Source organism: Actinoallomurus sp. CA-150999, assembly GCF_050942425.1.
GTDB lineage: Bacteria > Actinomycetota > Actinomycetes > Streptosporangiales > Streptosporangiaceae > Actinoallomurus.
Genome location: NZ_CP192063.1, coordinates 8,751,482 through 8,777,398, shown reverse-complemented (window position 1 = coordinate 8,777,398; position 25,917 = coordinate 8,751,482). Strand labels below are relative to the sequence as shown.

Here is a 25,917-nt window from a genome sequence, read left to right as displayed (position 1 = left end):
GCGGGGTGAGGCGGCGGCATGATCAGTGAGTACGGCCCCGCGCTCGGCCGCCGGCGGCGGTCCCTGCCGGCCCGGCTGCTGGCCTCCCCCGCGCGGCGTCTCGACTGGCTGCTGATCCTCGCCGTCCTCGCCCTGTCGCTGATCAGCTCCCTCCTGGTCTTCTCGGCGACCCGCGCCGGTCAGGCCGGCGCCGAAGGCTTCCTGGCCAAGCACATCCTCAACGTCGGGATCGGGCTCGTCCTCGGCGGCGTCACGACGGCCCTGGACTACCGGCTGCTGCGCGCGTACGCCCCGATCGTCTACGCCGCCGCCTGCGTCGGCCTGGCCGTCGTGCTGACACCCCTCGGGGCCACGGTCAACGGCTCCCACTCCTGGATCGTGGTCGGCGGCGGATTCCAGATCCAGCCGTCGGAGTTCGCGAAGGTCGGCATGGTCGTGCTGCTCGCGATGATCCTCGGCGAGCCGCGCGACGGCGAGGTCGGGCCGGGACGGCGCGACATCCTGCTCGCCCTGGCACTCGCGGCACTTCCCGCCGGTCTCGTCATGCTGCAACCAGACCTCGGCACCACCCTGGTGTTCGGCACAGTGATCATCGGCGTGCTCGCGATGTCCGGCGCGCCGAAGCGGTGGGTCGGCGGCCTGGTCGGCTCAGGGGCCGCGCTCGCCCTGGTCGTCTGGCGGTTCCACCTGCTGAAGCCGTACCAGGTCCACCGGTTCACCGCCTTCGCCGACCCGTCGGCCGACCCGCAGGGCGCCGGGTACAACGCCCAGCAGGCGCGCATCGCCGTCGGCTCCGGCGGCGTCTTCGGCAACGGTCTTTTCCACGGCGAGCAGACCACCGGGCACTTCGTCCCGGAGCAGCACACCGACTTCATTTTCACGGTGGCGGGGGAGGAGCTCGGGTTCGTCGGCGCCGCGCTGATCATCGCCCTGCTGGGCGTGGTCCTGTGGCGCGGGCTGCGCATCGCCCGCGAGGCCGCCGACCTGTTCGGCGGGCTCGTCGCGACCGGCGTCGTGTGCTGGCTGGCCTTCCAGACGTTCGAGAACATCGGCATGACCGTCGGCATCATGCCGATCACCGGCCTGCCCCTGCCCTTCGTCTCGTACGGCGGGTCGTCGGCCTTCGCCGACTTCATCGCCGTCGGCTTCCTCCAGACCGTCCACCTGCGCCACAACCCGTACGAGTGAGGAGGAACTCATCGAGGCGGAGCGGATCTGGCAAGCGGCGGAGGAGCACCAGCGCAAGGCGAGAAAGGCGGCGGGGTTGACGTGATCGACGTTACCCGGGCCGTTGTCGACAGCGGTGCGCTCATCAGCGCCGCTGCCCGCAGCAAGGCCGCATGGTCGGTGCACAAGAGGGCGCGGAATGGTCGTCTTCTCGTCGTCACGACGCCTGTTCTGGCCCAGGTCTGGAGAAACGGACCACGTCAAGCCGTGCTGGCACGTTTTCTCAAGGGTTGCGTGATCGAGTCGCCTTCAGAGAAGGTCGCCAAGCGCGCCGGCGAGTTGCTGGGGAGGACCGGCGCCGGCGACGTCGTGCACGCACTCGTGGTGGCCACCGCTCTCGAGCAGGACGCCGCGATGATCCTGACCGGCGATCCCGCAGACATCGAGGCCCTCGTCGCGGCTTCGGAAGCGGTGTCTCCGCCGCTCATTCAGAAGGTCTGAGCTCCGTCCGGACGCCTTTGCACTTCCGGGCGGTCCGGTGGCGGGTAATCGGTCTGGGGGATGGAGGCGCGCCGGTAGGGTGTGGGGGAATCCCATACGTGTTTCCGGAGGCTTTCCGTCATGGCCGTCGAGTCGCTCTTCGCCCGTCTGGAGCCGCTGCTCCCCAAGGTGCAAAAGCCGATTCAGTACGTCGGCGGGGAGCTGAACTCCACCGTCAAGGACTGGGACTCCGCCGACGTGCGCTGGGCGCTGATGTACCCCGACGCGTACGAGGTGGGTCAGCCCAACCAGGGCGTGCAGATCCTTTACGAGGTGCTGAACGAGCGCGAGGGCGTGCTGGCCGAGCGCACCTACAGCGTGTGGCCGGACCTCGAGGCGCTGATGCGCGAGCACGGCATCCCGCAGTTCACGGTCGACGCGCACCGGCCGGTCGGCGCGTTCGACGTGCTGGGGGTGAGCTTCTCCACCGAGCTCGGCTACACCAACCTGCTGACCGCCCTGGACCTGGCCGGGATTCCGCTGCGGGCGACCGAGCGGTCCGACGAGCATCCGATCGTGATGGCCGGCGGGCACGCGGCGTTCAACCCCGAGCCGATCGCCGACTTCCTCGACGCGGCGGTGCTGGGTGACGGCGAGGAGATCGTCCTGGCCGTCACCGAGGTGATCCGCGAGTGGAAGGCCGAGGGGCGGCCCGGCGGGCGGGACGAGCTGCTGATGCGGCTGGCGCGGTCCGGCGGCGTCTACGTCCCGAAGTTCTACGACGTGAGCTACCTGCCGGACGGCCGGATCCAGCGCGTCGCGCCGGGCCGTCCGGGCGTGCCGTGGCGGGTGGCGAAGCACACGGTCATGGACCTCGACAACTGGCCGTACCCGAAGAAGCCCCTCGTCCCGCTGGCCGAGACGGTGCACGAGCGCTACAGCGTCGAGATCTTCCGAGGCTGCACGCGCGGCTGCCGGTTCTGCCAGGCCGGGATGATCACCCGGCCGGTGCGCGAGCGTTCGATCACGACGATCGGGAAGATGGTCGAGACCGGGCTGAAGGAGTCCGGCTTCCAGGAGGTCGGCCTGCTCAGCCTCTCTAGCGCCGACCACTCCGAGATCGCCGACGTCGCCAAGGGACTGGGCGACCGCTACGAGGGCACGAACACGTCGTTGTCACTGCCGTCGACCCGCGTCGACGCCTTCAACATCACCCTCGCCAACGAGTTCTCCCGCGGCGGACGCCGCTCCGGCCTGACGTTCGCCCCGGAGGGCGGGTCCGAGCGGATGCGCAAGGTCATCAACAAGATGGTCAGCGAGGATGACCTGATCCGCACGGTCACGACGGCGTACGAGAACGGCTGGCGGCAGGTCAAGCTGTACTTCATGTGCGGGCTGCCGACCGAGGAGGACGAGGACGTCCTCGCGATCGCCGACATGGCCCGGCGGGTCATTCAGGCGGGTCGGCAGGCCACCGGCCGGCGCGACATCCGCTGCACCGTGTCGATCGGCGGGTTCGTTCCCAAGCCGCACACGCCGTTCCAGTGGGCCGCCCAGTGCGACCACGAGACCGTCGACCGCCGCCTGCGCGCGCTCAAGGACACCCTGCGCCGTGACAAGGAGTACGGCCGGGCGATCGGCCTGCGCTACCACGACGGCCAGCCGTCGATCATCGAGGGACTGCTGTCGCGCGGTGACCGCCGCGTCGGAAAGATCATCCAGGCGGTCTGGGAGGACGGCGGCCGCTTCGACGGGTGGAGTGAGCACTTCTCGTACGAGCGCTGGACGGTCTCCGCGGAGAAGGCACTGGCCGACGAGCCCGTCGACCTGGACTGGTACACCATCCGGGAGCGGGACGAGGTCGAGGTGCTGCCCTGGGACCACCTCGACGCCGGTCTCGACCGCGAGTGGCTGTGGCAGGACTGGCAGGACTCCCTCGACGAGACCGAGGTCGAGGACTGCCGGTGGACGCCCTGCTACGACTGCGGCGTCTGCCCGACCATGGACACCGAGATCCAGATCGGCCCGACGGGCAAGAAGCTGCTTCCCCTGACGGTCGTCTGACCTCTGGGAGCGGGCGCGATCAAGCAGGGAAACAAGAGATCCGGCGGGTCCCCGTGGGGGCCCGCCGGATCGGTTTGTGCTGGGCTGCCCGGCGTCGTCGTCGGCCGGACATGCTCGATGATCGATCATCCCACTGACGGCTCCAGGCAGGGGTCGACGCGATCGGCGGTTCGGCGGAGCAGCGTCGCCAGGGCGGTGCGGACGACCGGCGTACGGGGCTCGACGGGCTGGTAGGGGACCTTGGGGGCGTCGGGGAGCGCCGACTGGGCGAGCTCGCGGCCCTTCTCGTGCGCCGCGATGAAGGTGACGACCTGAAGCGGAGTCATCTCTTCCTCTCTTGATCACTTGATCGATTCAGTTACCTCTTCGAGAGTACGTCCTGGTCGCTTCTTAATCAATTCAGAACTAGGGTTCGTCTCGTGGAGCGCGTCACACTACAGACGATCGCCGATCGGGTCGGCGTCTCGCGTACGACTGTGTCCAACGCCTTCTCCAGGCCCGACCAGCTCAACGAGGAGTTGCGCCGGCGGATCCTGGAGGTGGCGAGTGAGCTCGGCTACCCCGGCCCGCACCCGGCGGCGCGCACCCTGCGGCGCGGCCGGGCGGGCGTGATCGGAGTGATCTTCACCGAGGCCCTGTCGTACGCCTTCGCCGACTCCTACGCCGTCGGCTTCCTGCGGGGCCTGGCGAGCGTCGCGGAGCAGTCGGGCACCGGGGTCCACCTCATCGGATGGCCGTCCCCGGACGCCGCCGAAGAGGTGATCGGCGACGCGGTGGTGGACGGGTTCTGTCTCTTCTCGCCCGAAGGGCACCCGCTCGTCGAGACGGTGCTGCGCCGCCGCCTCCCGGTGGTCACCGTGGACTACCCGTACGTCGAGGGCGTGCCGTTCGTGGGGATCGACGACCGCACCGCGGCCCGCCGTGCGGCCGAGCACGTCCTCGGCCTCGGGCACCGGCGCGTCGCCGTGCTGGGCGTGCAGCCCGTCACGGGGCGCACCAACCGCGACTGGCTCGACCTGGATCGGCCGGGAGACCTGCGGTTCGGGGCGGGCCGGGCCCGGCTGGCCGGCTACCGGGACGCCTGCGAGGCCGTCGGTCTGGCCTGGAGCGAGGTCGCCGTGGGCCGGACGCCGAACGACCGGGAGCTCGCCCGCCAGGCCGCCGCCCGCCTCCTCGACGCGGACCCGCGGCCCACGGTCGTCCTGGCGCCGACCGACGAGGTCGCCTTCGCCGTGCTCGACGTCGCGGCGCAACGAGGGATCGAGGTCCCACGGGACCTGTCGGTGATCGGTTTCGACGACGTGCCCGCGGCCGCGCCGGCCGGCCTGACCACCGTGCGCCAGCCGATCGCCGAGAAGGGCACCACGGCGGGGCGCCTGCTCCTCCAGCCGTCCCGGAGTGAGACGGCCCCCTGCGTGCTCATGGAGACCGATCTCGTCGTCCGCCGTACGACCGCGCCGCCCGGCGCCGGAGCGTGACGGCCCTACCGGTGCCGCAGGTCGTCGTGAGACGACGCGGGCTCGACGGGCGCTCTACGTGACGTGGGCCCTACCGGCGTCGTACGGCGTGTCCTACGGTGGCCTCCGCCCGCCGAACGACGTCGGACGCGCTCCGAGCGTACGGACGGTCCGGGTCCCCCGAGTGGACGAAACGAGAACGGAAGATCGTGCGTCGAACAGGCGTGAACGAAGGACCCGGATGCCTCACCGTCCCCGCACTGATCATCGTCGTGCCGATCCGGCTGCTCTGGGAGCTGCTCGCCCTGATCGGGCGCGCCGTCGGCCGGTACGTCCTGCGGCCGATCGGATGGCTGGTGTACCAGGTGCTCCTGCGGCCCCTCGGGTGGCTGATCCGCGTGCTGATCGTCATTCCGCTGCGGTGGGTGGCCGAGGCGATCATCGCGCCGCTCGGACGCGTGATCTACCGCTACCTCCTGCGGCCCCTCGGACGGGGCCTGGCCTGGTGCCTGGCGATCGTCCTGATGCCGTTCGCGTACGCCGCGCACTGGATCGGACGGGGCCTGGTCGTGCTGTGGCACGCGGTACGACCGGTACTGGCCGCCATCGGCCGGGGGATCGCCTACGTCTGGCGACTCGCCGGAATCGTGCTCTTCCACCTCCTCGTGCGGCCGGTGCGGTGGGTCTGGCGGACGTTCGTCCGGCCGGCCCTGCGGGCCCTGGCCTGGGCGTGGCGCGTCGCCGTGCTGACACCCGCCCGATGGGTCCGCGTCAACGTCCTGAAACCCGCTGGAGCGGCCGTTCGTTCGGTATTCCGGGCACTGGGGCTGGATACGCGGCGCCCGTGACCCCGTACTCTTAGGAGCAGAGACTTTTGGATTGGCACGAGTAGGAAGGACCGAAACCCTGGCACCCATGCCGGAGGGCCCGGCGCCGGCCCCCGTGACCCAGCGCCTGCGCGTGCGGTACGCCAAGCGCGGCAGGATGCGGTTCACCAGCCACCGTGACATCTCCCGGGCCGTGGAACGCGCCGTACGGCGTGCCGGGATCCCGGTGGCCTTCAGCGCCGGATTCTCTCCGCACCCGAAGATCTCCTATACGGGTGCGGCGGCCACCGGGGTCGCCAGTGAGGCGGAGTATCTCGAGATCGGGCTCACCGCCCACCGCGTTCCGGAGCAGGTGCGGACCGCCCTCGACGCCGTGCTGCCTGACGGACTCGACATCGTCGAGGTCGTCGAGGCGCGGGCCGGGGCTCTGGCGGACCGCCTGGAGGCATCGCGGTGGCTCGTGCGTCTCGACGGCGTCGTCCCCGACGTCGCCGACGCGGCCGTCCGTGCGTTCATGGCGGCCGATGAGATCGAGGTGGAACGCCTCACGAAGAAGGGACGCCGGCGCTTCGACGCCCGCGCCGCGGTCATCGCGTGCGAGCTCGACCGGCGTGCCATTGAGGACGCGGATGTCCGCTGTGCCATACTTCGAATGGTTGTTCGGCACACGACGCCCGCCGTCCGACCGGACGACGTCCTCACCGGACTTCGTCAGGTGGCCGACCTCGCGCCGCCGTCACCGCCCATGGTGACGCGGCTGGCGCAGGGGCCACTCGACGAGCCCACCGGTGAGCTCACCGACCCGCTGGCCTCCGACCGGCAGACCGCACCGGCAGGCGATGACGCCGCCGCGACCGCGGACGCCGTACGGGCCGTGGCGCCGGACGCCGTCGGCGCTCAGCCGTAACCGGATCCGTGCGACGCATGGGTCTTCGGGGACGGTCGGGCGCACCCCTGATGACTTTGTCGGTACGGCCCGCCAGGGCCACGCCGGCGACGACGACAAACGAAGAGCTCCTGTGCGGCGCACCCCTCGTGGGTCGCGCCCGGGAGCCTGACGGGAGACAGCCCGCATGCTTGACAAGGAATTCGGTGACGCCACCGGCGGCACCGAGGACAACGACATCGAAACCGGCGAACAGACCGGGAGGACGTCCCGGCCGCGACGCGCGAGTCGACCGGCGGGGCCTCCGCCGGAGCCGGAGGAGGACACCGCTCCGCGTACGGTGACGCGGCCCGCGTCGGCCCAGGTGACGACGGCGGCCGCCGCGACGCCTCCGGCCGGTGAGGGCGACGCCACGGCGAGCGCCGGTGACGCCGCGAGCGCCGAGAAGACCACCAAGCCGACCCGTACGCGCCGCGCCACCCGCAAGGCCGCGCCACCGCCCGAGCCGGAGGCGGCCGCCGAGCCGCCCGCGGCCGAGCCGCCCGCGGCCGAGGCGCCCGCCGCCCCGCAGCCGGAGTCTCCGGCGGCCCGGTCGGCCGTTCCGCAGCCCGAGCCGTCGGCGACCGTGGCACCGGTGACCCGGCCCGCGGGCCCGCCGCCGGTTCCCGAGGCCGCGTTCCAGCCGCCGATGGTCGTGTTCCAGCCGCCGCAGCTGCTGGAGGAGGACGCCAAGCCGGCTCCGCGGACCCGCGCCGAGGCGCAGCCGAAGGTCGAGGCGAAGGCCAAGGCCGAGCCGAAGGAGAAGGCCGAGCCGGCCCCGGCGCCCGAGGAGCCGGAGGACGAGCAGGGCGACGAGGACGACGGCACCGACCGGTCCAGCCGCCGGCGCCGCCGCCGTGGCGGCCGGGGACGCGGCAAGACCCGCGACGGCCAGGAGACCGAGGAGACCACCGGCAAGGCCGAGACCGAGGACGAGCCCGAGGGCGAGTCGCGGCAGGCCGACGAGGAGCCCGAGCAGGACTCCGACGACGAGCAGTCCGAGGGCAGCACCCGCCGCCGGCGCCGTCGGCGTCGGCGCAGCTCCGGCGCTGACGGCGACGATCTCGCGCCCGACGACCCGCCCAACACCGTCGTGCACGTCCGTGAGGTCCGCGAGCCGCGCGTCGTCGAGGACGAGGTGCAGGCCGTCAAGGGCTCGACCCGCCTGGAGGCCAAGAAGCAGCGCCGCCGCGAGGGGCGCGAACAGGGCCGTCGCCGCCCGCCGATCGTCACCGAGTCGGAGTTCCTGGCCCGGCGTGAGTCGGTGGAGCGGATCATGGTCATCCGCTCGGAGGGCGAGCGCACCCAGATCGGCGTGCTCGAGGACAAGGTGCTGGTCGAGCACTACGTCGACCGGTCCAGCCACCAGTCCTACATCGGCAACGTCTACCTCGGTAAGGTCCAGAACGTCCTGCCGTCGATGGAGGCGGCGTTCGTCGACATCGGCAAGGGCCGCAACGCCGTCCTGTACGCCGGTGAGGTCAACTGGGACCTCGCGGGCCTGGAGGGCCAGCCGCGCCGCATCGAGTCGGCGCTCAAGTCCGGCCAGTCGGTGCTGGTGCAGGTCACCAAGGACCCCGTCGGCCACAAGGGCGCCCGGCTGACCAGCCAGATCTCGCTGCCCGGCCGTTACCTGGTGTACGTCCCGGACGGCTCGATGACCGGCATCAGCCGCAAGCTGCCCGACAAGGAGCGCTCGCGGCTCAAGCAGATCCTCAAGAAGGTCATGCCCGAGAACGCCGGTGTGATCGTGCGCACGGCGGCGGAGGGCGCCACCGAGGACGAGCTGTCCCGCGACGTCTCCCGGCTGGCCGCCCAGTGGGAGAACATCAAGCGCCAGTCGAAGACCGCGTCCGCGCCGGCGATGCTGTACGGCGAGCCGGACCTGACCATCCGCGTGGTCCGCGACATCTTCAACGAGGACTTCACCAAGCTCGTCGTCCAGGGCGAGGACGCGTGGGACATGGTCGAGGAGTACGTCGGCTACGTCGCCCCGCACCTGGCCGACCGCCTGCAGAAGTGGACCGACGAGGACGACGTCTTCGGCTCCTTCCGGGTCGACGAGCAGATCGCCAAGGCCCTCGAGCGCAAGGTGTGGCTGCCGAGCGGCGGTTCGCTGGTGATCGACCGCACCGAGGCGATGACCGTCGTCGACGTCAACACCGGCAAGTTCACCGGGCAGGGCGGCAACCTCGAGGAGACGGTCACCCGCAACAACCTCGAGGCCGCCGAGGAGATCGTGCACCAGCTGCGGCTGCGTGACATCGGCGGCATCATCGTCGTCGACTTCATCGACATGGTGCTCGAGAGCAACCGCGAGCTCGTGCTGCGCCGGATGCTGGAGTGCCTGTCGCGGGACCGCACCAAGCACCAGGTCGCCGAGGTGACCTCGCTCGGCCTCGTCCAGATGACCCGTAAGCGGGTCGGCGGCGGGCTCATCGAGTCCTTCTCCGAGCCCTGCGAGTGCTGCAACGGCCGGGGGATCCACGTCACGCTGTCGCCGGTCGAGCCGAAGCCGGACAAGGCCGGCACGTCGAGCCGCCGGAAGAAGCGCAAGGGCGAGGTCGAGAAGGCCGTCGACGAGAAGTTGGCCCGCGCCGAGCGCCGGGTCGCCCGCGCCGAGGCCGCCAAGTCCGAGGCCGAGGCCGGAGAGGCCGTGAGCGCCGGGGCCGATGAGGCGACCGAGGCCGCCTCCGGTCCGGTGGAGGCCGAGCGGACCGCCGCCGGGGGGTCGTCCGCCGAAGCCGCCGAACCGGCCGCCACGGGGGCCGAGGAGGCCGGGCAGGAAGCATCCGAGACCGAGCCGTCGGCCAACGGCCGCCGCCGGCGCACCCGCCGGTCCACGCGGGCCCGGTCGGAGGCAGCCGCGGACTGACGCGCGGATCCCGGCCGTAGCCCTTCGGCCGGGATCGCGCCGGTTCGACCTTCGGCCGCAGGATCCGGTACTCTAGGTATCCGGCGCTTTCCCGCGCCGTTGTTAGCGCGCCTGAGGCCCCCGGCATTCGGTGGGAGCGGGCTGCAGCTTCCGAGATGAGCTTGTTCGGTTAGTCGTGCCCGAGGCACGCAAAGGAAAGGTTCCGCGGTGTACGCGATCGTCCGTTGCGGCGGCAGGCAGGAGAAGGTGGCCGTCGACGATGTGCTCACCGTCGACAAGGTGGCCGGTGAGGTCGGCTCGACGGTGACGCTGCCGGCCGTGCTCGTCGTTGACGGCGACAACGTCGTCAGCGCGCCCGGCGATGTGGCCAAGTACACGGTCACCGCCGAGATCCTTGGCGCGACCAAGGGCCCGAAGATCAACATCATGCACTACCGGAACAAGACCGGGTACAAGCGGCGCATGGGTCACCGTCAGCCGTACACCCAGGTCAAGGTCACCGGTATCAAGGCCGGAAAGTAGGTCGCAGACATGGCACACAAGAAGGGCGCCTCGTCCAGCCGTAACGGCCGCGACTCCAATGCCCAGCGGCTTGGCGTCAAGCGGTTCGGCGGCCAGCTCGTGAACGCCGGCGAGATCATCGTCCGGCAGCGCGGCACCCACTTCCACCCGGGTCCGGGTGTGGGCCGTGGCGGCGACGACACGCTGTTCGCGCTGGTCGCGGGTGCGGTCGAGTTCCGCCGTTACCGTGGTCGTCGCGCCGTGAGCATCGTCCCGCCGGCGGAGTAGGTCCGCCGACGCGACAGGTTTTCAGGACGAGGGCGGACCGTTGATCGGTCCGCCCTCGTCGTTTTTTCGATGAAGGGTGAGGACATGCCGGACGAGACGCTGCCGCCGGCGCCGGTGCTGCGCGGTCATTCGGGGCCGCCGGGGGCGCAGTTCATCGACCGGGTCGTCCTGCACGTCCAAGCCGGTAACGGCGGGCACGGCTGCGCCTCCGTACACCGGGAGAAGTTCAAGCCGCTCGGCGGGCCGGACGGCGGCAACGGCGGGCGCGGCGGCGACGTTCTCCTGGAGGTCGATCCCAGCACCGCGAGCCTGCTCGACTACCACCACCGGCCGAGCCGCAAGGCCACCGGCGGCAAGCAGGGCCAGGGGTCGAACAAGAGCGGCGCCAACGGCGGCGACCTCGTGCTGCCCGTGCCGAACGGCACGGTCGTCAAGACCATCGACGGCGACGTGCTGGCCGACCTCGTCGGCGCCGGCACCCGCTTCGTCATCGCCCAGGGCGGCCACGGCGGCCTGGGCAACGCCGCCCTCGCCTCGGCCAAGCGCAAGGCGCCCGGATTCGCCCTCCTCGGCGAGCCGGGCGATGAGCTCGAGGTCGTGCTGGAGCTCAAGACCGTCGCGGACGTCGCACTGGTCGGCTTCCCCAGCGCGGGCAAGTCGTCGCTGATCGCGGCGATCTCGGCCGCCAAGCCGAAGATCGCCGACTACCCCTTCACCACACTCACCCCCAACCTCGGCGTCGTCAGCGCGGGCGAGGTCGTCTACACCGTCGCCGACGTCCCGGGACTCATCGAGGGCGCCAGCGAGGGCCGGGGTCTCGGCCTGCAGTTCCTGCGCCACATCGAGCGGGCCTCCACGCTCGTCCACGTCCTCGACTGCGCCACGCTGGAGCCGGGCCGCGACCCGATCTCGGACTTCGAGGTGATCGAGGCCGAGCTCCAGGCGTACGACTCCCTGGGCGACGAGCCGCTGTCCGACCGCCCGCGCCTGGTCGTGCTCAACAAGGTCGACGTGCCCGACGGGCGGGACCTGGCCGAGCTGGTCCGTCCCGAGTTCGAGAAGCGCGGCCTGACGGTCTTCGAGGTGTCGGCCGCGACCCACGAGGGCCTGCGCGAGCTGAGCTTCGCGATGGCCGAGATGGTCACGGCCCACCGCGCCGCGCAGCCGGTGGAGGAGCCGACCCGGCTGGTCATCCGGCCCGAGCCCGTCGGCGGCGCCGACTTCGAGGTGCGCCCGCTCGGCGACGACACCTACCTCGTCACCGGCGAGAAGCCGCTGCGCTGGCTGCGGCAGACCGACTTCACCAACGACGAGGCGGTCGGCTACCTCGCCGACCGGCTCGCCCGCCTCGGTGTCGAGCAGCGCCTCGCCGAGGCCGGCGCCGAGTCGGGGGCGACCGTCTACATCGGCACCGAGGACGAGTCGATCGTCTTCGACTGGGAGCCCGAGGTGCTCGCCGGATCCGAGCAGGGTCTCGGCCGTCGCGGCACCGACCGGCGGCTGGAGGGCCGGTGATGTCGTGCGTGAGGCGGTGATACGCGCGCGGCGGATCGTCGTCAAGGCAGGGTCGTCGTCGCTGACGACCCCGGACGGCGCGATCGACGGTGCCCGTATCGACGCGCTCGTCGACGTCCTCGCCGGCTGGCGGCGGGCCGACGGCCGGCGCGAGGTCGTGTTCGTCTCCTCCGGCGCGATCGCCGCCGGGCTCGGGCCGCTGGGCCTGCCCGCCCGGCCGCGCGACCTGGCGCTGCAGCAGGCCGCCGCGAGCGTGGGGCAGGGGCTCCTGTTCGCCCGGTACACCACGTCGTTCGCGCGGTACGGCCTGGGCGTCGGGCAGGTCCTGCTGACCGCCGACGACATGATGCGCCGCTCGCACCACCGCAACGCCCAGCGCACCCTCGAACAGCTCCTCGCGTTCGGGTTCCTGCCGATCGTCAACGAGAACGACACCGTCGCCACCGACGAGATTCGCTTCGGCGACAACGACCGGCTCGCCGCCCTCGTCGCGCACCTCATCCGCGCGGACGCGCTGATCCTGCTGTCCGACGTGGACGCGCTCTACACCGGCGATCCGCGCGAGCCGGGCGCCCGCCGGATCGAGGACGTCCGCGAGCCTGCCGACCTGGACGGCGTACGCCTGGGCGGCTCGGGACGCGTCGGCACCGGCGGCATGGTGACCAAGGTGGAGGCGGCCCGCATCGCAGGTGTCCCGGTCGTCCTGACCAACGCCGACTCGGCCGGGGCGGCCCTGGCGGGGGAGAACGTCGGAACGTACTTCCACCCGGCCGGCGTCCAGCCGTCCACCCGGAGGCTCTGGCTGGCGCACGCCACGACCGGGCAGGGACGGCTCCGCCTCGACCCGGGAGCGGTCGAGGCCGTCGCCCGCCGCCGCAAGTCCCTGCTGCCCGCCGGCGTGACCGGCGTGGAGGGCGACTTCAGCGCGGGCGACCCCGTCGACATGTGCGACGACGAGGGCCGTGTCGTCGCCCGCGGCCTGGTGAACTACGACGCGGCGGAGATCCCCGACCTGATGGGCAGGTCGACACGCTGGCTGGCGCGGGAGCTCGGCCCGGAGTACGAACGCGAGATCATTCACCGGGACGACCTCGTCGTCCTGGTCACCGAGGAAGCGGCGGCCCGGCGGCCCTGAGGCCGACTCAGGGTCAGGAGGAGGAGAGATGGGCACCCAGGAGCAGGTTCTCGAGGTGGCGCGGCGCGCCCGGCAGGCCGCCGCCGAGCTGGCCCCGCTGCCCCGCGCCGTCAAGGACGCCGCGCTGCACGCCATCGCGGACGCCCTCGTGGCCCGCTCCGCGGAGATCGTCGAGGCCAACGCCGCCGACGTGGCCCGGGCCCGCGAGGACGGCATGTCCGAGTACATGATCGACCGGCTCAGCCTGACCGCCGACCGGGTCGCCGCCATCGCCGCGGCCGTCCGCCACGTGGCGTCGCTGCCCGACCCGGTGGGAGAGTCCGTACGCGGCTACACGCTGCCGAACGGCCTGGAGCTGCGGCAGGTGCGGGTCCCGCTCGGCGTGGTCGGCATCATCTACGAGGGCCGGCCGAACGTCACCGTCGACGCCGCCGCGCTCACGCTCAAGAGCGGCAACGCGGTGCTGCTGCGCGGCTCCTCCTCGGCGTACGAGTCCAACACCGCGCTGGTCGAGGTGATGCGCTCGGCGCTGGCCGACCGGGTGCCGGCCGACGCGATCCAGCTGGTGCCCGGCCGCGACCGCGACTCGGTCAAGCACCTGATGCGGGCCCGTGGCCTGGTCGACGTGCTCATCCCCCGGGGCGGGGCCTCGCTGATCAACTCGGTGGTCGAGGAGTCGACGGTGCCGGTCATCGAGACGGGCACCGGCAACTGCCACGTGTACGTCGACGCGGACGCCGACCTGGACATGGCCGTGGACATCCTCGTCAACGCCAAGACGCAGCGCCCGTCGGTGTGCAACGCCGCCGAGACGGTGCTCGTGCACCGCGACATCGCCGAGGCCTTCCTGCCGCGCGCGCTGCGGGCGCTGGGGGAGAAGGGCGTGACCGTACACGGCGACGCCGCGGTCCGTGCGCACGCCGGTGAGGGCGCGACCGTCACCCCGGCGACCGAGGAGGACTGGGGCACCGAGTACCTCTCCCTCGACCTCGCCGCCGCCGTCGTCGACTCGCTCGACGACGCCGTCGCGCACATCCGCCGGTACGGTTCGGCGCACACCGAGGCGATCGTGACGACCTCCCAGTCGGCCGCCCGCCGTTTCACGGCGCTCGTCGACTCGGCGGCCGTCATGGTCAACGCCTCGACGCGGTTCACCGATGGCGAGGAGTTCGGGTTCGGGGCGGAGATCGGCATCTCCACCCAGAAACTGCACGCCCGCGGCCCGATGGGCCTGCCCGAGCTCACCTCGACGAAGTACGTCGTCACCGGCGACGGCCACCTCAGGGGCGCCTGAATCAGGGTGAGGACGGCCTTCACCCTGCTATTGCGGGGTGAGGGCCGCCCTCACAGGCTCTGGCGGTCGCCTGAAAGGGGCCGGAGTCCCTGCACGCGCACCCGGCCGTCCGTGAACGCGGCGAGCGCCTGGTCGATTTCCTCGGGCGTAAGACGGAGGAAGCGGAGGTAGAAGCGGAGACCGCGACGGTGCGCGACGCGCCGTACCTCAGGCTGGTCAAGTCCGGATACGCCGGGCGTGGTCGCGGTTACACCGGGGGCGAGCTCGACGGCGAGGACGAACCTGTTCTTCAGATGGACCGCCGCAACGCAGGACCAGGGGAGGAAGCAGGGGCGCGGCGCCGCGTCGATACGGCAGCGCAGCCCTTCCCGGGAAAGACGCATCGCCTCCGGCGGCACGCCGATCGCTCCCCAGGTCGCCGCCATCCGTCGCCTGGCGGCGAAGTTTTTCGGGGCGTCACCGGCGAGGATCAGTCCCGTGATGCCCATTCCCACCAGCGTCCAGGCTTGCGAGAACCCGGCCAGGAAGATGGTGGCGACCGCGAGGCCGATGATGATGCCGCCCCCGATCGCCTCAATCCAGCCGTTGACGCGCCGCTGGCGTAGCTGCATGGCGCGCGTCCGGGCCACCGCCTCCGGGTCGACCTCCACTACGAGCTCCGCGGGTGCTTCTCGCTGTTCGACCATCCGGCCATTCTGCGGCATCGCGTAGAGGGACCGCTCCGGCCGCCGGTCGGCGGCTCAGCCGCAGGCGATCAGCCGGAAGGTGTAGCCGCGCTCCTTCAGCGCCTTGAGGATCTCGGGCAGCGCCGCGACGGTCTGGCTGCGGTTACCGCCGCCGTCGTGCATCGGCACGACGGAGCCCGGGTGTACGTGGGTGAGGACCCGATGGACGATCGCCGACGTGCCCGGACGCGCCCAGTCCTGCGGGTCGACGGTCCACAGGATGACCTTCTTGTGCAGGGCCCGCGCGCGGGCACGGACCGTGTGGTTGACCGCGCCGTACGGCGGGCGCAGGCACCTCGGAGTGACGCCGGTCGCCGCGCGGATCGCCCGGTCGGTCCGGCGGACCTGGGACCGGAAGACGCTCGCCGAGACCCTGGTCAGGTCGGGATGCGACCAGGTGTGGTTCTGCACGCTCCCGCCCTGCGCGGCCACCTTCCTGGTCAGGCCCGGGCGACGGGTGACGTTCTGGCCGAGCTCGAAGAAGGTGGCCCGGGCGCCGTACTTGGCGAGGACCTTGAGCACCTTCGGCGTGTACGGGCTCGGCCCGTCGTCGAAGCTCAGGTAGACGACCTTCGCCCGCCGGGGACGAACCGGCGCGCCGTAGGTCTCCGGGCGGGCCGCCGAGCCGTGGGCGAGCGGGGTCGCCGCCGACACGGCCCGCGCGGTCCCGGCCGTCGACGCGGACGCGCTCAGGGCGGTGCCGGACGTCGGCGCGGACGGTGCGGCGTGCGCGGGCGTCGGGGCGACGGCGGTGGCGAGCAGGGCGATCGCGGTTCCGAGCAGGGCGACGGGCCGGCGGAGCGCGGCCGGTCTTCCTTCGGGCATGGGGGGTTCCTCACTTCACGAGCAACGGGGCGAATCCGTGAAGTGTGCGGATCAAGGGGACCGCTCAGTGGGGCGTTTTTCCGCCTTTTAACTAATAGCGCCGGATGTGGCCACCGGGGCGGCTCTCAGCGGCGATCGGCGTCCCCGGCTCGGCGCGTCGCGCGTGTCCGCGGTCACCAGGAGCCTGGCGTGTCCGCGGTCACGAGGACCCTGGCGTCGCGCGTCCGCCGTCAGGAGCCTGGCGTCGCGTGTCCGCCGTTCCGTACGGCACCGGCCGCGGCGTACAGCAGCTCGCGTACGGTCTCCTCGCGGTCGGCCCGCCAGACGAGGCGTAGCGCGATGTCCGGCGTATCCACCGGATGCCGTACGAGAATGCCGGAGGCGAGATCCTCGGCGACGGCGAACTCCGGCAGCACGGCCGCGCCGAGGCCCCGGCGCGCCCATCCGTGGATCACGGTGACCGAGGCGAGTTCGGTGCGCTCGCCGTCGACGCCGAACACCCGGTCGGCGACCATACGGAACGAACAGCCGGGAGGCGTGACCAGCAGCCGCTCATCGGAGGTTCCGGGAGCGGTGACGTACGCCAGCGGCACCTCCTCCAGGTCGAGGAAGTCCAGCTGCGCGGGCGCGTCGAATCCGAGGTCGCCCAGGGCCGGCCCGCTGTCCAGGAGTAGTCCGGCGTCGAGGGACCCCGCGTCGATGCCGGTGAGGATCTCCCGGCGGTTGAGCGGCGCGACCTCGACGCCCAGGTCCGGGCGGCGGGCCGCGAGCCGGGCGACGATGCCGGGGACGAGTGTGGCCGCGAGGGTCTCCAGGGCCCCGAGCCGTACGACGGGCGGCCGGCCGGTCACCTCGCGCCGCGCCTGGTCCGCCTGGTCGAGGAGCCGCCGGGCCCAGACCGTCATCCGCCGCCCGGCCTCGGTGAGACGCATGCCCTCCGGCGTCCGGTCGAACAGGGCGACGCCGAGCGACCGCTCCAGCGCCCGTACCTGCTCCGAGACCGAGGAGGGCGCGAGCTCGACCGCGATCGCCCCGTCGGTGACCGTCCCTTCGGCGGCGACGGCGAGGAAGGTGCGCAACTGCCGGAGTTCCACGCTGACCTGGCCTTTCGGTTTCGCCGAATGAGGGGTTCGCCGTCGCCGGTGGAGGAGACGGGCGGGCGACGTGAGGGTGGGGCGCATCCCATTCTCTCCTGGAGTCGCACATGGTTTCCGAAACCGTCACGATGTCCCGGGCGAGCCGGCTGTTCGGCCTGTCGCTCGGCTATTTCATGGTCCTGCTGGACACCACCGTCCTGACCGTCGCCCTGCCGGACCTGCGCGCCTCGCTCGGTGGCGGGGTCGCCGGGCTGCAGTGGGCGGTCACCGGCTACACGGTGACGTTCGCCGCGCTGCTGCCGACCGCCGGCGCGGTGTCGGACCGGTTCGGCGCGCACCGGGTCTTCGCCGCGGGCGTCGTAGCCTTCGGCCTGGTGTCCCTGCTCAGCGCGGCGGCGCCGAACCTGGCCGTCCTCGTCGTCCTGCGCGCCGTGCTCGGCGCGGCGGGCGCGTTGTGCCTGCCGAGCTCACTGGCGATCATCACCCGGCTGTACCCCGTTCCGGCCGAGCGCGGTCGTGCCCTCGGCACCTGGGCGGCGATCACCGGCTGCGCGCTGGCGGCCGGTCCGGTCGCGGGCGGGCTGCTGGTGTCCGCCGGTGGCTGGCGGGCGGTGTTCCTCGTGAACGTCCCGGTGGCGCTGCTCAGCCTCGTGCTCGTCCGCGACATCCGGGTGCCCGCGACCGGACGGGCCATCGACTGGTGGGCGCAGCTCATGGCCTGTGCCTTCCTGGCGGTGCTCACCGACGCCGTCGTCGACCGGCGCGTCGTCTCGGCGATCGCGGCGGCCGTCCTCGCCATGGTCATGGTCGTCGTGGAGCGGCGCAGCGCGGCCCCGGCCGTCCCGGGCGCGGTGATCGCCGAGCCGGGCGTGCGGCGTGGCCTGATCGCCGGTGCGGCGGTGAACTTCGCGCTGTCGGGCGGCCTGTTCGTGCTGACGCTGTCCTTGCAGCGTCATCTGGGACCGGTGGCCACGGGCCTGGCGTTCCTGCCGCTGACGCTGCCGACCGCGTTCAACCCGCTGGTCACCGGCCGGCTGGTGGCACGGTACGGGCCGCGCCCGCCGGTTCTGGCCGGACTGACGCTGCTGACCCTCGGCTGCCTTGCCGCCACCCCGGTGCCGTGGCTGGGCATGCTCCTGATCGGCTTCGGCGTGTCCTTCTCCCTGCCCGCCCTGGTCACCGGAGTCGTCCAGGCGGCGCCCGAGGGCGCGGCCGGCGTGGCGAGCGGCCTGCTGAACGCGGTACGCCAGGTCGGCGCCACGCTCGGCGTGGCCGTGATGGGCGGGCTCGCGGCCGGGACGGCGTTCGCCGTGGCGGCGGCCCTCTGCCTGGTCGCGGGCCTCATCCTGGCCATCGGCGGCCGGATCGATCGGCCAGATCGACGTCGGTGTTGCCCCGCCAAGACCGACGAACCGGTCATCGCTCCGTCAACGACAACGGCACCGTGACCAGAACGGCGGCAAAGTGACGGCGAGGCCGATTGCAGGGGCCTGCGGGACGCGGCGGCCCTCGTACGCCGACGTGCGGTGTCCTGGAAGTGTCGGTGTCGGCCCTCGAGGATGCCCCAGGTCGCAGCTCCGCAGCCGGTGCGTCACGGTCCTCCGGCGTCGGGGGGATGGGGCCCGTCAGGTGTCGCCTGCTGACGGGGGTTCGGCGAAGGCGCCGGCGGATGCGGCGAGGGCGGCGGTTCTGGCCGCGTGGTCGGGCAGGTGCGGGTCGGGTGGTGTACGGAGAAGCACCAGGTGGTGGTAGAGGGGCGCGGTGGCGGCGATGAGCAGCCGCCGAGCGTCGGTGTTCGGCGGGAGTTCGCCGCGCCCGACGGCTCGGCTGACGACGATCTCGCAGCGCGCGTACCGGTCTTCCCAGAGCCGCTGTTGGGCCTGGGCGGCCTTCTCGGAGCGGAATGAGGCGGCGATCAGGGCTGCGACGATCGGCGGCTCTGCGGTCAGTGCGTCCTGGATCTCATCGTTGAGCGCCGCCAGGTCGCCTCTCAGGGAGCCGGTGTCCGGGGGCTGCCAGGCGTCGTCGCTCGCCGCGTTGAGGACGTCGGCGAGCAGGCCGCCGACGTCTCCCCAGCGCCGGTAAACCGTCGCGCGATTCACGTCGGCGCGGGCGGCGACGGCGTCCATGGTGAGCCCGTCATAGCCGCGCTCTCCGAGCTCCGCGAGGACCGCGTCGAGCACCTGCGTACGGATACGGGCGGTACGGCCGCCGGGCCGGCGCCGAGGCGGTGGCGCGGACCGGGTGTCCTCTGGTCGTGGTGCTGAAGGAGTCATCGCTGGTGGTCCGGTTGCTCGGTGGGACGGCGTCGTGGCAGTATCTTAATGCAGCAGATGTCGCACTAGTGGAGTCATCGATGCTTTTCCGAAGCGTTCGCCCGGTCGTGCGGTCCTCCTGATCGGAGAGGTCGCCCTCGGCAGCGTCACCCGCCGCGACGGGATCGGCCATCTCCCACAAGAGCCGTAACCCGGGAGACCCGGCCGACCGCCTTTGCCCGGGGTGGGCGGGGAGGCCGCCGAGTACACCGAACGGCTGCTGTCCCTCGGCCTGCTCGACCGCGACCAGGGCGCCCACCTTGTGATGCGGGTGACAACGGCGTCCCCGGCCGAGGCCTGACGTTCTCCGAGCCCGCAAATACCTTCTCGGAAAGGAAACGATTCGTGATGCCGGCGCTTCCCGCCGACCCGACCGTGGTGCATCCCATGCCCGAGCAGCCGCGTGTGGTGCTGCTGAAGCCGCTGATCACCTCGCCGCTGATCGAGGTCGGGGAGTTCTCCTATTACGACGATCCGGATGACCCGACCGCCTTCGAGACCCGTAACGTGCTCTACCACTACGGGCCGGAAAAGCTGGTCATCGGGAAGTTCTGTGCGCTGGCGGAAGGCGTGCGATTCATCATGAACGGCGCCAACCATCGCATGGACGGCCCCTCGACGTTCCCGTTTCCGATCATGGGTGGTTCCTGGGCCGAGCACTTCGATCTCATCACAAAACTGCCCGGACGGGGCGACACCGTGGTCGGCAACGACGTCTGGCTCGGCTACCAGGCCGTCGTGATGTCCGGCGTCCGCATCGGTCACGGAGCGATCATCGCGTCCGGTTCCGTCGTCGTCGACGACGTCCCCGACTACGGCATCGTCGGCGGCAACCCGGCCAGGCTCATCCGCCGCCGCTACAGCGACGCGGACATCGACCGCCTCCTGGCCCTGGCCTGGTGGGACTGGCCGCTCCAGCACATCACCGAGCACATCCGCACGATCATGTCCGGCAGCATCGACGACCTGGAGAACGCGACGCCCCCGCTCCGGTGATCCACTCGCGTTCCAGCACTTCACCGTTCCAGCACCCGGGAATCGGGCTGTCAGCATGCCTGCTTCGTCCGACCACAACCCGTTCGCCGGCTGGCTCAACGGCCATGCCGTCCCGCTCACCCACCTCGACCCTGAGGCGCCGCTCGATGACCTGGAGCCGCTGCGCGACGTCATCGGCGACGCCCGCGTGGTCGCGATCGGGGAGAACTCCCACTTCATCACCGAGTTCTCACTCATGCGCCGGCGCATCCTGCGGTACCTGGTCGAACGCTGCGGTTTCACCGTTCTGGCCTTCGAATACGGCTTCAGCGAAGGCTTCCCCCTCGATGCCTGGGCCCAGGGGGAGGGGACCGATGATGATCTGTCGGCCCATCTCGCCGCGGCGATCCCCGTGGGGGTCGATGAGTCGCTGCGCTGGATGCGCCGGCACAACGCCACGGCCTCGAAGCCGGTGCGTTTCGCCGGGATCGATATCCCGGCGGCCGGCGGATCCCTGCTGCCCGCCCTGGCCCCCGTCGCCGACTACCTGCGCGAGATCGACCCCGAAACCCTGCCGGCGGTCCAGACGGCGATGCGGATCGCCGAATCGTTCGCCGGCGCCTCCGCGGCCTCGGCCGCACCGGCCTGGACCCGCCTGACCACCGCCGAACAGGACGCCCTCAGCGCGGTCCTGATGCGCCTGCTCATCCGGTTCCGCGCCGTCGAACTGCTGTACGTCTCCCGCGGTGACCAGCGCGGCTACGACATCGCCCTGCGTCGCCTCGAAGCCGCCTGCCACGCGGACTACGGCTTCCGCGCCATGGCCGACCTTTTCGCCGGAAGCGGCCTGACCGCCGACACCTCGGCCCGGGACGTCTACATGGCCGGGTCGGTCCGGTGGCACCTGGAGCGCTTCGAACCCGGGACCCGCATCGTGCTGGCGGCCCACAACGCCCACATCCAGAGAACGTCGGTCTCGTTCAACGGTCACCTCGCGGGGCTGCCGATGGGACAGCACCTGCACAGCGCTCTCGGCGACGAGTACTTCGCCCTCGGCCTGACGAGCGTCAACGGGCACACGGCCGACATGCGCCCCGACGAGAAGGCGCGCTTCGGTTTCGCCATCGACGACACCCCGCTGCAGCCGCCCGAGCCGGGAAGTGTCGAAGCCGCCTTCGCCGAGGCCGACCTCGGGCTCAGCGTCGCCGATCTCCGGCAGGCACGCCTGCTGGAGGCCCCCGGCCCCGACCGCATCCGGATACAGAGCGCCTACGTGCATACCCCCGTCCTCGACGCGTTCGACGGCATCCTCAGCACCTCGACCTCTACCGTGTCCGACGACATCTAACGGAAGGACCGCCAGATATGACCTTCACCCAGGCCGAACTCGACTACCTGGCCACCCAGCACATCGGGCGGCTGGCCACCGTGTCGCCCGACGGGCAGGTGCAGAACAACCCGACCAATTTCTACCTCGACGCCGGCACCGGCACGATTTTCATCGGCGGGGGCGCGATGGGCAGGTCGAAGAAGTTCCGGAACGTCCAGCAGGGCAGCACGGTCGCGTTCGTTGTGGACGACCTGGCGACGATCGATCCCTGGGCGCCCCGGGGCATTGAGATCCGGGGCGAGGCAGTGGCGCTGACCGACCAGGAGCCGCCCGTGCCCGGCATGTCCCGAGAGATGATCAGGATCACACCCATCAAGATCGTCTCGTGGAATCTCGACGGGCCGCGGGCGAGCCGTACGGTGTGAGAACGCGAAGGCCGCGGAGCGATCGTGGATCGCCCCGCGGCCTCTTCGTGATCAGTCGCGGCCTACGGCCGGTCCGGTCAGCGGATCGTCAGGTCGGCGGACTTGTCGCCGGCGACGATCTTGTACAGGCCCGGGAGCACCGCGCGGGTGCCGGAGCCGTCGATGTCGCCCTGGGTCACCGCGAGGCGGGACCGGGGGAAGGACAGCGCCACGGTGGTCGACTGGCCCGCCTTGAGCGGCACCCGGGTGAAGGCGACGAGGCGGTTCGGCGGGGCGACGATCCGGCTGACCGGCTGCTGGGCGAACACCGGCACCACGAAGTCGCCGTCCCGTGAACCGGTGTTGGCGACCTTCACCGACACCTTCACCGTGCTCCCGCCGGAGACCGTCACGCCCTGCACCGCGTACGTCGTGTAGGACAGGCCCGCGCCGAACGCGAACAGCGGGTCGTAGCCGGAGCTGGTGCCGCCGTTCGTGCCCGGCAGCTGCTGGTAGAACATCGGCTCGTCGCCCGTGGTCTTCGGCCAGGACACCGGGAGGCGCCCGCTCGGGTTGGCCTTGCCGAACAGCACGTTCGCCACGGCGGTGCCGCCCTCGCTGCCGGGCAGCCACGCCATGAGCAGTTGCTTGGCGTCGGCCGCCTTACCGAGTACCAGCGGCCGGTCCGCGACGACCACCACGATCACCGGCTTGCCGGTGGCCTGCAGGCGGTCGACGAGGTCCTGCTGGTCGGCGGCGAGTTCGGGCTGCTCCTGGTCGTTGACGCCCTCGGCGCCGGGCTTGTCGCCCACGACCACGATCGCCGCGTCGGCGTTCTTGGTCTCATCGACCGCGTCGTCGGCCTTCGCGACGAGCTTGGCGTGGTCGCCGATGACGTTCTTGATGCCCTGGTAGACGGTCACCCCGGGGTCCTTGACGCCGTCGGGGATGCCCTGCCACTGGATGGTCCAGCCGCCGTTCTGGTTGGGGATCGAGTCGGCGCTCGGGCCGGTCACGACCACCTTGCCGGTGCCGGTCGACAGCGGCAGCACGTTCCCGTCGTTCTTCAGCAGCGTCTGCGACTCGGTCGCGGCCTGGACGGCCAGGTCCTTGTCCGCGCCCAGCACGGCAGCGTCGGCCTTCGACGGGTCGACGTACGGGTGTTCGAACAGGCCGAGCTTGAACTTCAGCGCGAGGACCCGGGACACGGCCTCGTCGAGGCGGTGCCTGCTGACCTGGCCGTTCTTGACGTCGTCCAGCAGGCCCTGGACGAACCCGTCGACCTCACCGGGCGGCAGCATGCCCATGTCGACGCCCGCGTTGATCGCGATGGCGACCGCGCCCGCGTAGGTGTCGGTCAGGTGGTACGCCGTCCGCAGGCTGTCGACGTCGTTCCAGTCACTGACCACGACGCCCTTGAAGCCCCACTGGCGGCGCAGCAGGTCGGTGAGCAGGTAGTGCGACGCGTGCGCCGGGATGCCGTTGATCGACCCGGAGTTGACCATCACCGTGTCGGCGCCGGCGTCCACGGCCGCCTTGTACGACGGCAGGAACGTGTCCTGGAAGTAGCGCGGGTCCAGGTGCGCCTCGGTACGGTCGTGGCCGGCGAACGGCTGGGAGTACCCGGCGAAGTGCTTCACCGTCGCGCTGACCTCGCCGGTCTTCTGCAGGCCCTGTACGTTGGCCGCGCCGAGCGCGCCCGCGAGGTAGGGGTCCTCGGAGTAGGTCTCGTAGTACCGGCCCCAGCGGGTGTCGCGCGAGATGTCCTGGACCGGCGCGAAGTCCCACTGCGGTCCGGTGGCCTTGACCGCCCGGGCCGTCGACTCGCCCATCGCCTGGGAGAGCTGCGTGTCCCACGTCGCGCCGACGCCGATCTGCTGGGGGAACTTCGTCGCGCCGAGCACGTTGTTGTGCCCGTGCACCGCGTCCACGCCGTACACGATCGGGATGTGCAGCCGCGAGTGGTCGATGGCGTACTTCTGGACCGTGTTCACCATCTCGGCCCAGTCCTTCGGCGTGTTGTTCACCGGGGTCTCGCCGCCCCCGGACAGCACCGAGCCGACCTTCAGGTCGCCGAGAACGTGCTGCATGCAGGACTCGACCAGGGCGCCGCCGGACCACTGGCAGTCGCCCTGCATGTTCACGACGGCGGGCTGGGCGAGCTGGCCGACCTTCTCCTCGATCGTCATGCGCTTGAGGAGATCGGCGACGCGAGTGGAGACGGAGGCGTGCGGGTCGAGGTAGGGCGACTGGGCGCTGCTGGCACCGGTCGCGGTCAGGGCCAGGCCTGACACGGTGATCGCCAGGGCCGTCCCGATACGGGCAGCCTTGATCCGGAGTCTCATGAAGCGTGCTCCAGGCGGGGTCAGGAGGGACGAAGCCCTGTGATCAAAGACCCAACACCAAGATCAAATCAAGACCTGAATTAAGAACTGGCCGAAGTATGCCATTCGCGTTCACTAGTTAAACGGTTTCCCAGGAGTTCATGACCAGCGCCAACGCCCCGAGCACCTCCGCCCGGTCACCCAGCACGCCGGGCACGATCGACACGAGCGCCGCGGCGCTGGAGACGGCCGAGCGCCGTACGGCCTCCAGCATGGGCTCCAGCAGGAGGTTCCCGGCCCGGGCCAGGTCGCCGCCCACCACGACCAGGCGGGGATTGAGCAGGTTGCACAGGCTGGCCACCCCCGTGCCGACGTACCGCCCGGCGTCGCCGACCGCCCGCCGGCACGGGGCGTCGCCGGACAGCGCCAGCTCCACGATCCGCGCCGTCGTCAGACCGTCGCCGTGCGTCGGCCGCAGCAGCTCGGCGAGGTAGCGACCGCCGGCGTAGGTCTCCAGACAGCCGCGATTGCCGCAGCGGCACATGGGGCCGTCCTCGTTCAGCGTGATGTGCCCGATCTCCCCGGCCGTCCCGCCCGGCCCGTGGTACACGCTGCCGCCGATGACGATGCCCGCCCCGACCCCCGAACTGATCTTGATGTAGGCAGAGTCGGCGTGGCCGCGCGCGGAGCCCCAGGTCACCTCTGCCAGCGCGCCGAGGTTGGCGTCGTTGTCCACGTGGACCGGGCGGCCGAAACGCCGCCGGGCCTCCTTGGCCGCCTCGATGCCGGCCCAGCCGGGCAGGATGGTGCTGGATCCGAGGGTGCCGCCGGCCGCGTCGATCGGGCCGGGCACGCCGAGCCCGATCCCCGTCACGTCGGTCCGCGTCGCGTCGACGGTGGCGAGCAGCTCGTCCATCAGGCGCTCGGCCGCCGCGAGCCCGTCGGCCGCCGACGCCCCGACGTCCAGGGGCATCGCCCGCTCGGCGACGACCTCGCGGGCGAGGTTGCCGACCGCCACGCGCAGGTGCGAGTGGCCGAAGTCCACGCCGACGGCCAGCCCGGCGGCCGGTGCCAGGGACACCGCGCGGGCCCGTCGGCCGCCCGCCGACGTCGGCGTCGTGACGAGCACCCCGTCCGCCGCCAGTTTCCGCACGATGTTGGAGACGGTGGCCCGCGACAGCCCCGTGCTGCGGGCGATCTCGGCCTGGGTGGGCGCTTCGGCGGCGCGCACCGCCTGGATCACCCGCCACTGGTTCGCCTCTCGGAGCGACGACTGCGAACCCGGGGTCGTGGACGAGCCTGGCCTCGGCATGGAGTCCCCTCGCGTGTTCAAGAACTCGCGTGTTCAAGAAGTGAACCCAAGGTTACGCGGAAACGCCATGCCGCTCACGTCG

The 25,917-nt window shown here is 71.5% G+C and carries 23 protein-coding genes; 16 read left to right on the top strand and 7 right to left on the bottom strand.

The annotated features are described in order from the left end of the window. Positions 1-18: 18 nt before the first annotated feature. The 3 genes from rodA (at position 19) to ACQP2O_RS40600 (ending at position 3,711) form a co-directional block, all read left to right on the top strand. Entirely contained in the window at positions 19-1,188 is a 1,170-nt protein-coding gene (gene rodA, locus ACQP2O_RS40610; RefSeq protein ID WP_433174513.1) for a rod shape-determining protein RodA, read from the top strand. An 81-nt stretch (positions 1,189-1,269) separates the two neighbouring features. Then, on the top strand, positions 1,270-1,668 hold the full coding sequence (locus tag ACQP2O_RS40605) for a hypothetical protein (protein WP_433174512.1): 399 nt from the start codon (positions 1,270-1,272) through the stop codon (positions 1,666-1,668). A gap of 120 nt (positions 1,669-1,788) precedes the next feature. After that, positions 1,789-3,711, top strand: a complete 1,923-nt coding sequence (locus ACQP2O_RS40600) for a TIGR03960 family B12-binding radical SAM protein (protein ID WP_433174511.1) — start codon at positions 1,789-1,791, stop codon at positions 3,709-3,711. 125 nt (positions 3,712-3,836) lie between these two features. On the opposite strand, the gene ACQP2O_RS40595 is transcribed toward ACQP2O_RS40600, so the two are convergent. After that, positions 3,837-4,037: a hypothetical protein gene (locus ACQP2O_RS40595; RefSeq protein ID WP_433174510.1), complete on the bottom strand. Its 201-nt coding sequence runs from the start codon at positions 4,035-4,037 to the stop codon at positions 3,837-3,839. A 93-nt stretch (positions 4,038-4,130) separates the two neighbouring features. On the opposite strand from ACQP2O_RS40595, the gene ACQP2O_RS40590 reads away from it, so the two are divergent. The 9 genes from ACQP2O_RS40590 to ACQP2O_RS40550 all read left to right on the top strand — a co-directional run bounded on the left by ACQP2O_RS40590 (position 4,131) and on the right by ACQP2O_RS40550 (position 14,528). Continuing rightward, positions 4,131-5,189 (top strand): LacI family DNA-binding transcriptional regulator, encoded by a 1,059-nt coding sequence (locus ACQP2O_RS40590; protein WP_433174509.1) that lies wholly within the window; start codon positions 4,131-4,133, stop codon positions 5,187-5,189. Between the two features lie 203 nt (positions 5,190-5,392). Then, positions 5,393-6,016, top strand: a complete 624-nt coding sequence (locus tag ACQP2O_RS40585) for a hypothetical protein (RefSeq protein WP_433174508.1) — start codon at positions 5,393-5,395, stop codon at positions 6,014-6,016. Between the two features lie 67 nt (positions 6,017-6,083). Beyond that, the gene (locus ACQP2O_RS40580) at positions 6,084-6,902 is read left to right on the top strand and encodes a TIGR03936 family radical SAM-associated protein (RefSeq protein WP_433174507.1); all 819 of its coding nucleotides are present in this window, start codon (positions 6,084-6,086) and stop codon (positions 6,900-6,902) included. A 166-nt stretch (positions 6,903-7,068) separates the two neighbouring features. Next, entirely contained in the window at positions 7,069-9,795 is a 2,727-nt protein-coding gene (locus ACQP2O_RS40575; protein WP_433174506.1) for an Rne/Rng family ribonuclease, read from the top strand. A gap of 207 nt (positions 9,796-10,002) precedes the next feature. After that, positions 10,003-10,317 (top strand): 50S ribosomal protein L21, encoded by a 315-nt coding sequence (rplU, locus tag ACQP2O_RS40570; RefSeq protein WP_433174505.1) that lies wholly within the window; start codon positions 10,003-10,005, stop codon positions 10,315-10,317. 9 nt (positions 10,318-10,326) lie between these two features. Beyond that, complete coding sequence (rpmA, locus tag ACQP2O_RS40565; protein ID WP_345442704.1) at positions 10,327-10,584, top strand: 50S ribosomal protein L27; 258 nt, start codon at positions 10,327-10,329, stop codon at positions 10,582-10,584. Between the two features lie 84 nt (positions 10,585-10,668). Next, positions 10,669-12,099: a GTPase ObgE gene (gene obgE, locus ACQP2O_RS40560; protein ID WP_433174504.1), complete on the top strand. Its 1,431-nt coding sequence runs from the start codon at positions 10,669-10,671 to the stop codon at positions 12,097-12,099. A gap of 4 nt (positions 12,100-12,103) precedes the next feature. Beyond that, a complete protein-coding gene (proB, locus tag ACQP2O_RS40555) occupies positions 12,104-13,234 on the top strand; it encodes a glutamate 5-kinase (RefSeq protein ID WP_433174503.1) in 1,131 nt (376 codons plus the stop codon). 28 nt (positions 13,235-13,262) lie between these two features. Continuing rightward, positions 13,263-14,528, top strand: a complete 1,266-nt coding sequence (locus tag ACQP2O_RS40550) for a glutamate-5-semialdehyde dehydrogenase (protein WP_433174502.1) — start codon at positions 13,263-13,265, stop codon at positions 14,526-14,528. A 50-nt stretch (positions 14,529-14,578) separates the two neighbouring features. Here the strand turns inward: ACQP2O_RS40550 and ACQP2O_RS40545 are convergent, their stop codons facing one another. The 3 genes from ACQP2O_RS40545 to ACQP2O_RS40535 form a co-directional block, all read right to left on the bottom strand. Beyond that, complete coding sequence (locus ACQP2O_RS40545) at positions 14,579-15,178, bottom strand: hypothetical protein (protein ID WP_433174501.1); 600 nt, start codon at positions 15,176-15,178, stop codon at positions 14,579-14,581. A 90-nt stretch (positions 15,179-15,268) separates the two neighbouring features. Further along, on the bottom strand, positions 15,269-16,078 hold the full coding sequence (locus ACQP2O_RS40540; protein ID WP_433174500.1) for a polysaccharide deacetylase family protein: 810 nt from the start codon (positions 16,076-16,078) through the stop codon (positions 15,269-15,271). 230 nt (positions 16,079-16,308) lie between these two features. After that, the gene (locus ACQP2O_RS40535) at positions 16,309-17,259 is read right to left on the bottom strand and encodes a LysR family transcriptional regulator (RefSeq protein ID WP_433174499.1); all 951 of its coding nucleotides are present in this window, start codon (positions 17,257-17,259) and stop codon (positions 16,309-16,311) included. A gap of 23 nt (positions 17,260-17,282) precedes the next feature. On the opposite strand from ACQP2O_RS40535, the gene ACQP2O_RS40530 reads away from it, so the two are divergent. Beyond that, positions 17,283-18,623, top strand: coding sequence for an MFS transporter (locus ACQP2O_RS40530; protein ID WP_433174498.1), 1,341 nt, complete (start codon positions 17,283-17,285; stop codon positions 18,621-18,623). Between the two features lie 177 nt (positions 18,624-18,800). On the opposite strand, the gene ACQP2O_RS40525 is transcribed toward ACQP2O_RS40530, so the two are convergent. After that, positions 18,801-19,358: a TetR/AcrR family transcriptional regulator gene (locus tag ACQP2O_RS40525; RefSeq protein ID WP_433174497.1), complete on the bottom strand. Its 558-nt coding sequence runs from the start codon at positions 19,356-19,358 to the stop codon at positions 18,801-18,803. A gap of 480 nt (positions 19,359-19,838) precedes the next feature. Between ACQP2O_RS40525 and ACQP2O_RS40520 the strand changes: the two genes are divergently transcribed. The 3 genes from ACQP2O_RS40520 to ACQP2O_RS40510 are packed head-to-tail and all read left to right on the top strand — an operon-like array spanning position 19,839 to position 22,220. After that, on the top strand, positions 19,839-20,486 hold the full coding sequence (locus tag ACQP2O_RS40520) for a CatB-related O-acetyltransferase (protein WP_433191314.1): 648 nt from the start codon (positions 19,839-19,841) through the stop codon (positions 20,484-20,486). A gap of 55 nt (positions 20,487-20,541) precedes the next feature. After that, positions 20,542-21,813 (top strand): erythromycin esterase family protein, encoded by a 1,272-nt coding sequence (locus ACQP2O_RS40515; protein ID WP_433174496.1) that lies wholly within the window; start codon positions 20,542-20,544, stop codon positions 21,811-21,813. 17 nt (positions 21,814-21,830) lie between these two features. Next, complete coding sequence (locus tag ACQP2O_RS40510) at positions 21,831-22,220, top strand: PPOX class F420-dependent oxidoreductase (protein WP_433174495.1); 390 nt, start codon at positions 21,831-21,833, stop codon at positions 22,218-22,220. A 77-nt stretch (positions 22,221-22,297) separates the two neighbouring features. On the opposite strand, the gene ACQP2O_RS40505 is transcribed toward ACQP2O_RS40510, so the two are convergent. Together ACQP2O_RS40505 and ACQP2O_RS40500 are read right to left on the bottom strand one after the other, a co-directional pair. Beyond that, positions 22,298-24,544 (bottom strand): glycoside hydrolase family 3 N-terminal domain-containing protein, encoded by a 2,247-nt coding sequence (locus ACQP2O_RS40505; RefSeq protein WP_433174494.1) that lies wholly within the window; start codon positions 24,542-24,544, stop codon positions 22,298-22,300. Between the two features lie 118 nt (positions 24,545-24,662). Further along, positions 24,663-25,835 carry an ROK family transcriptional regulator gene (locus tag ACQP2O_RS40500; RefSeq protein ID WP_433174493.1) on the bottom strand — a complete coding sequence of 391 codons (1,173 nt, stop codon included), beginning with the start codon at positions 25,833-25,835 and terminating at the stop codon, positions 24,663-24,665. Between the last annotated feature and the right edge of the window lie 82 nt (positions 25,836-25,917).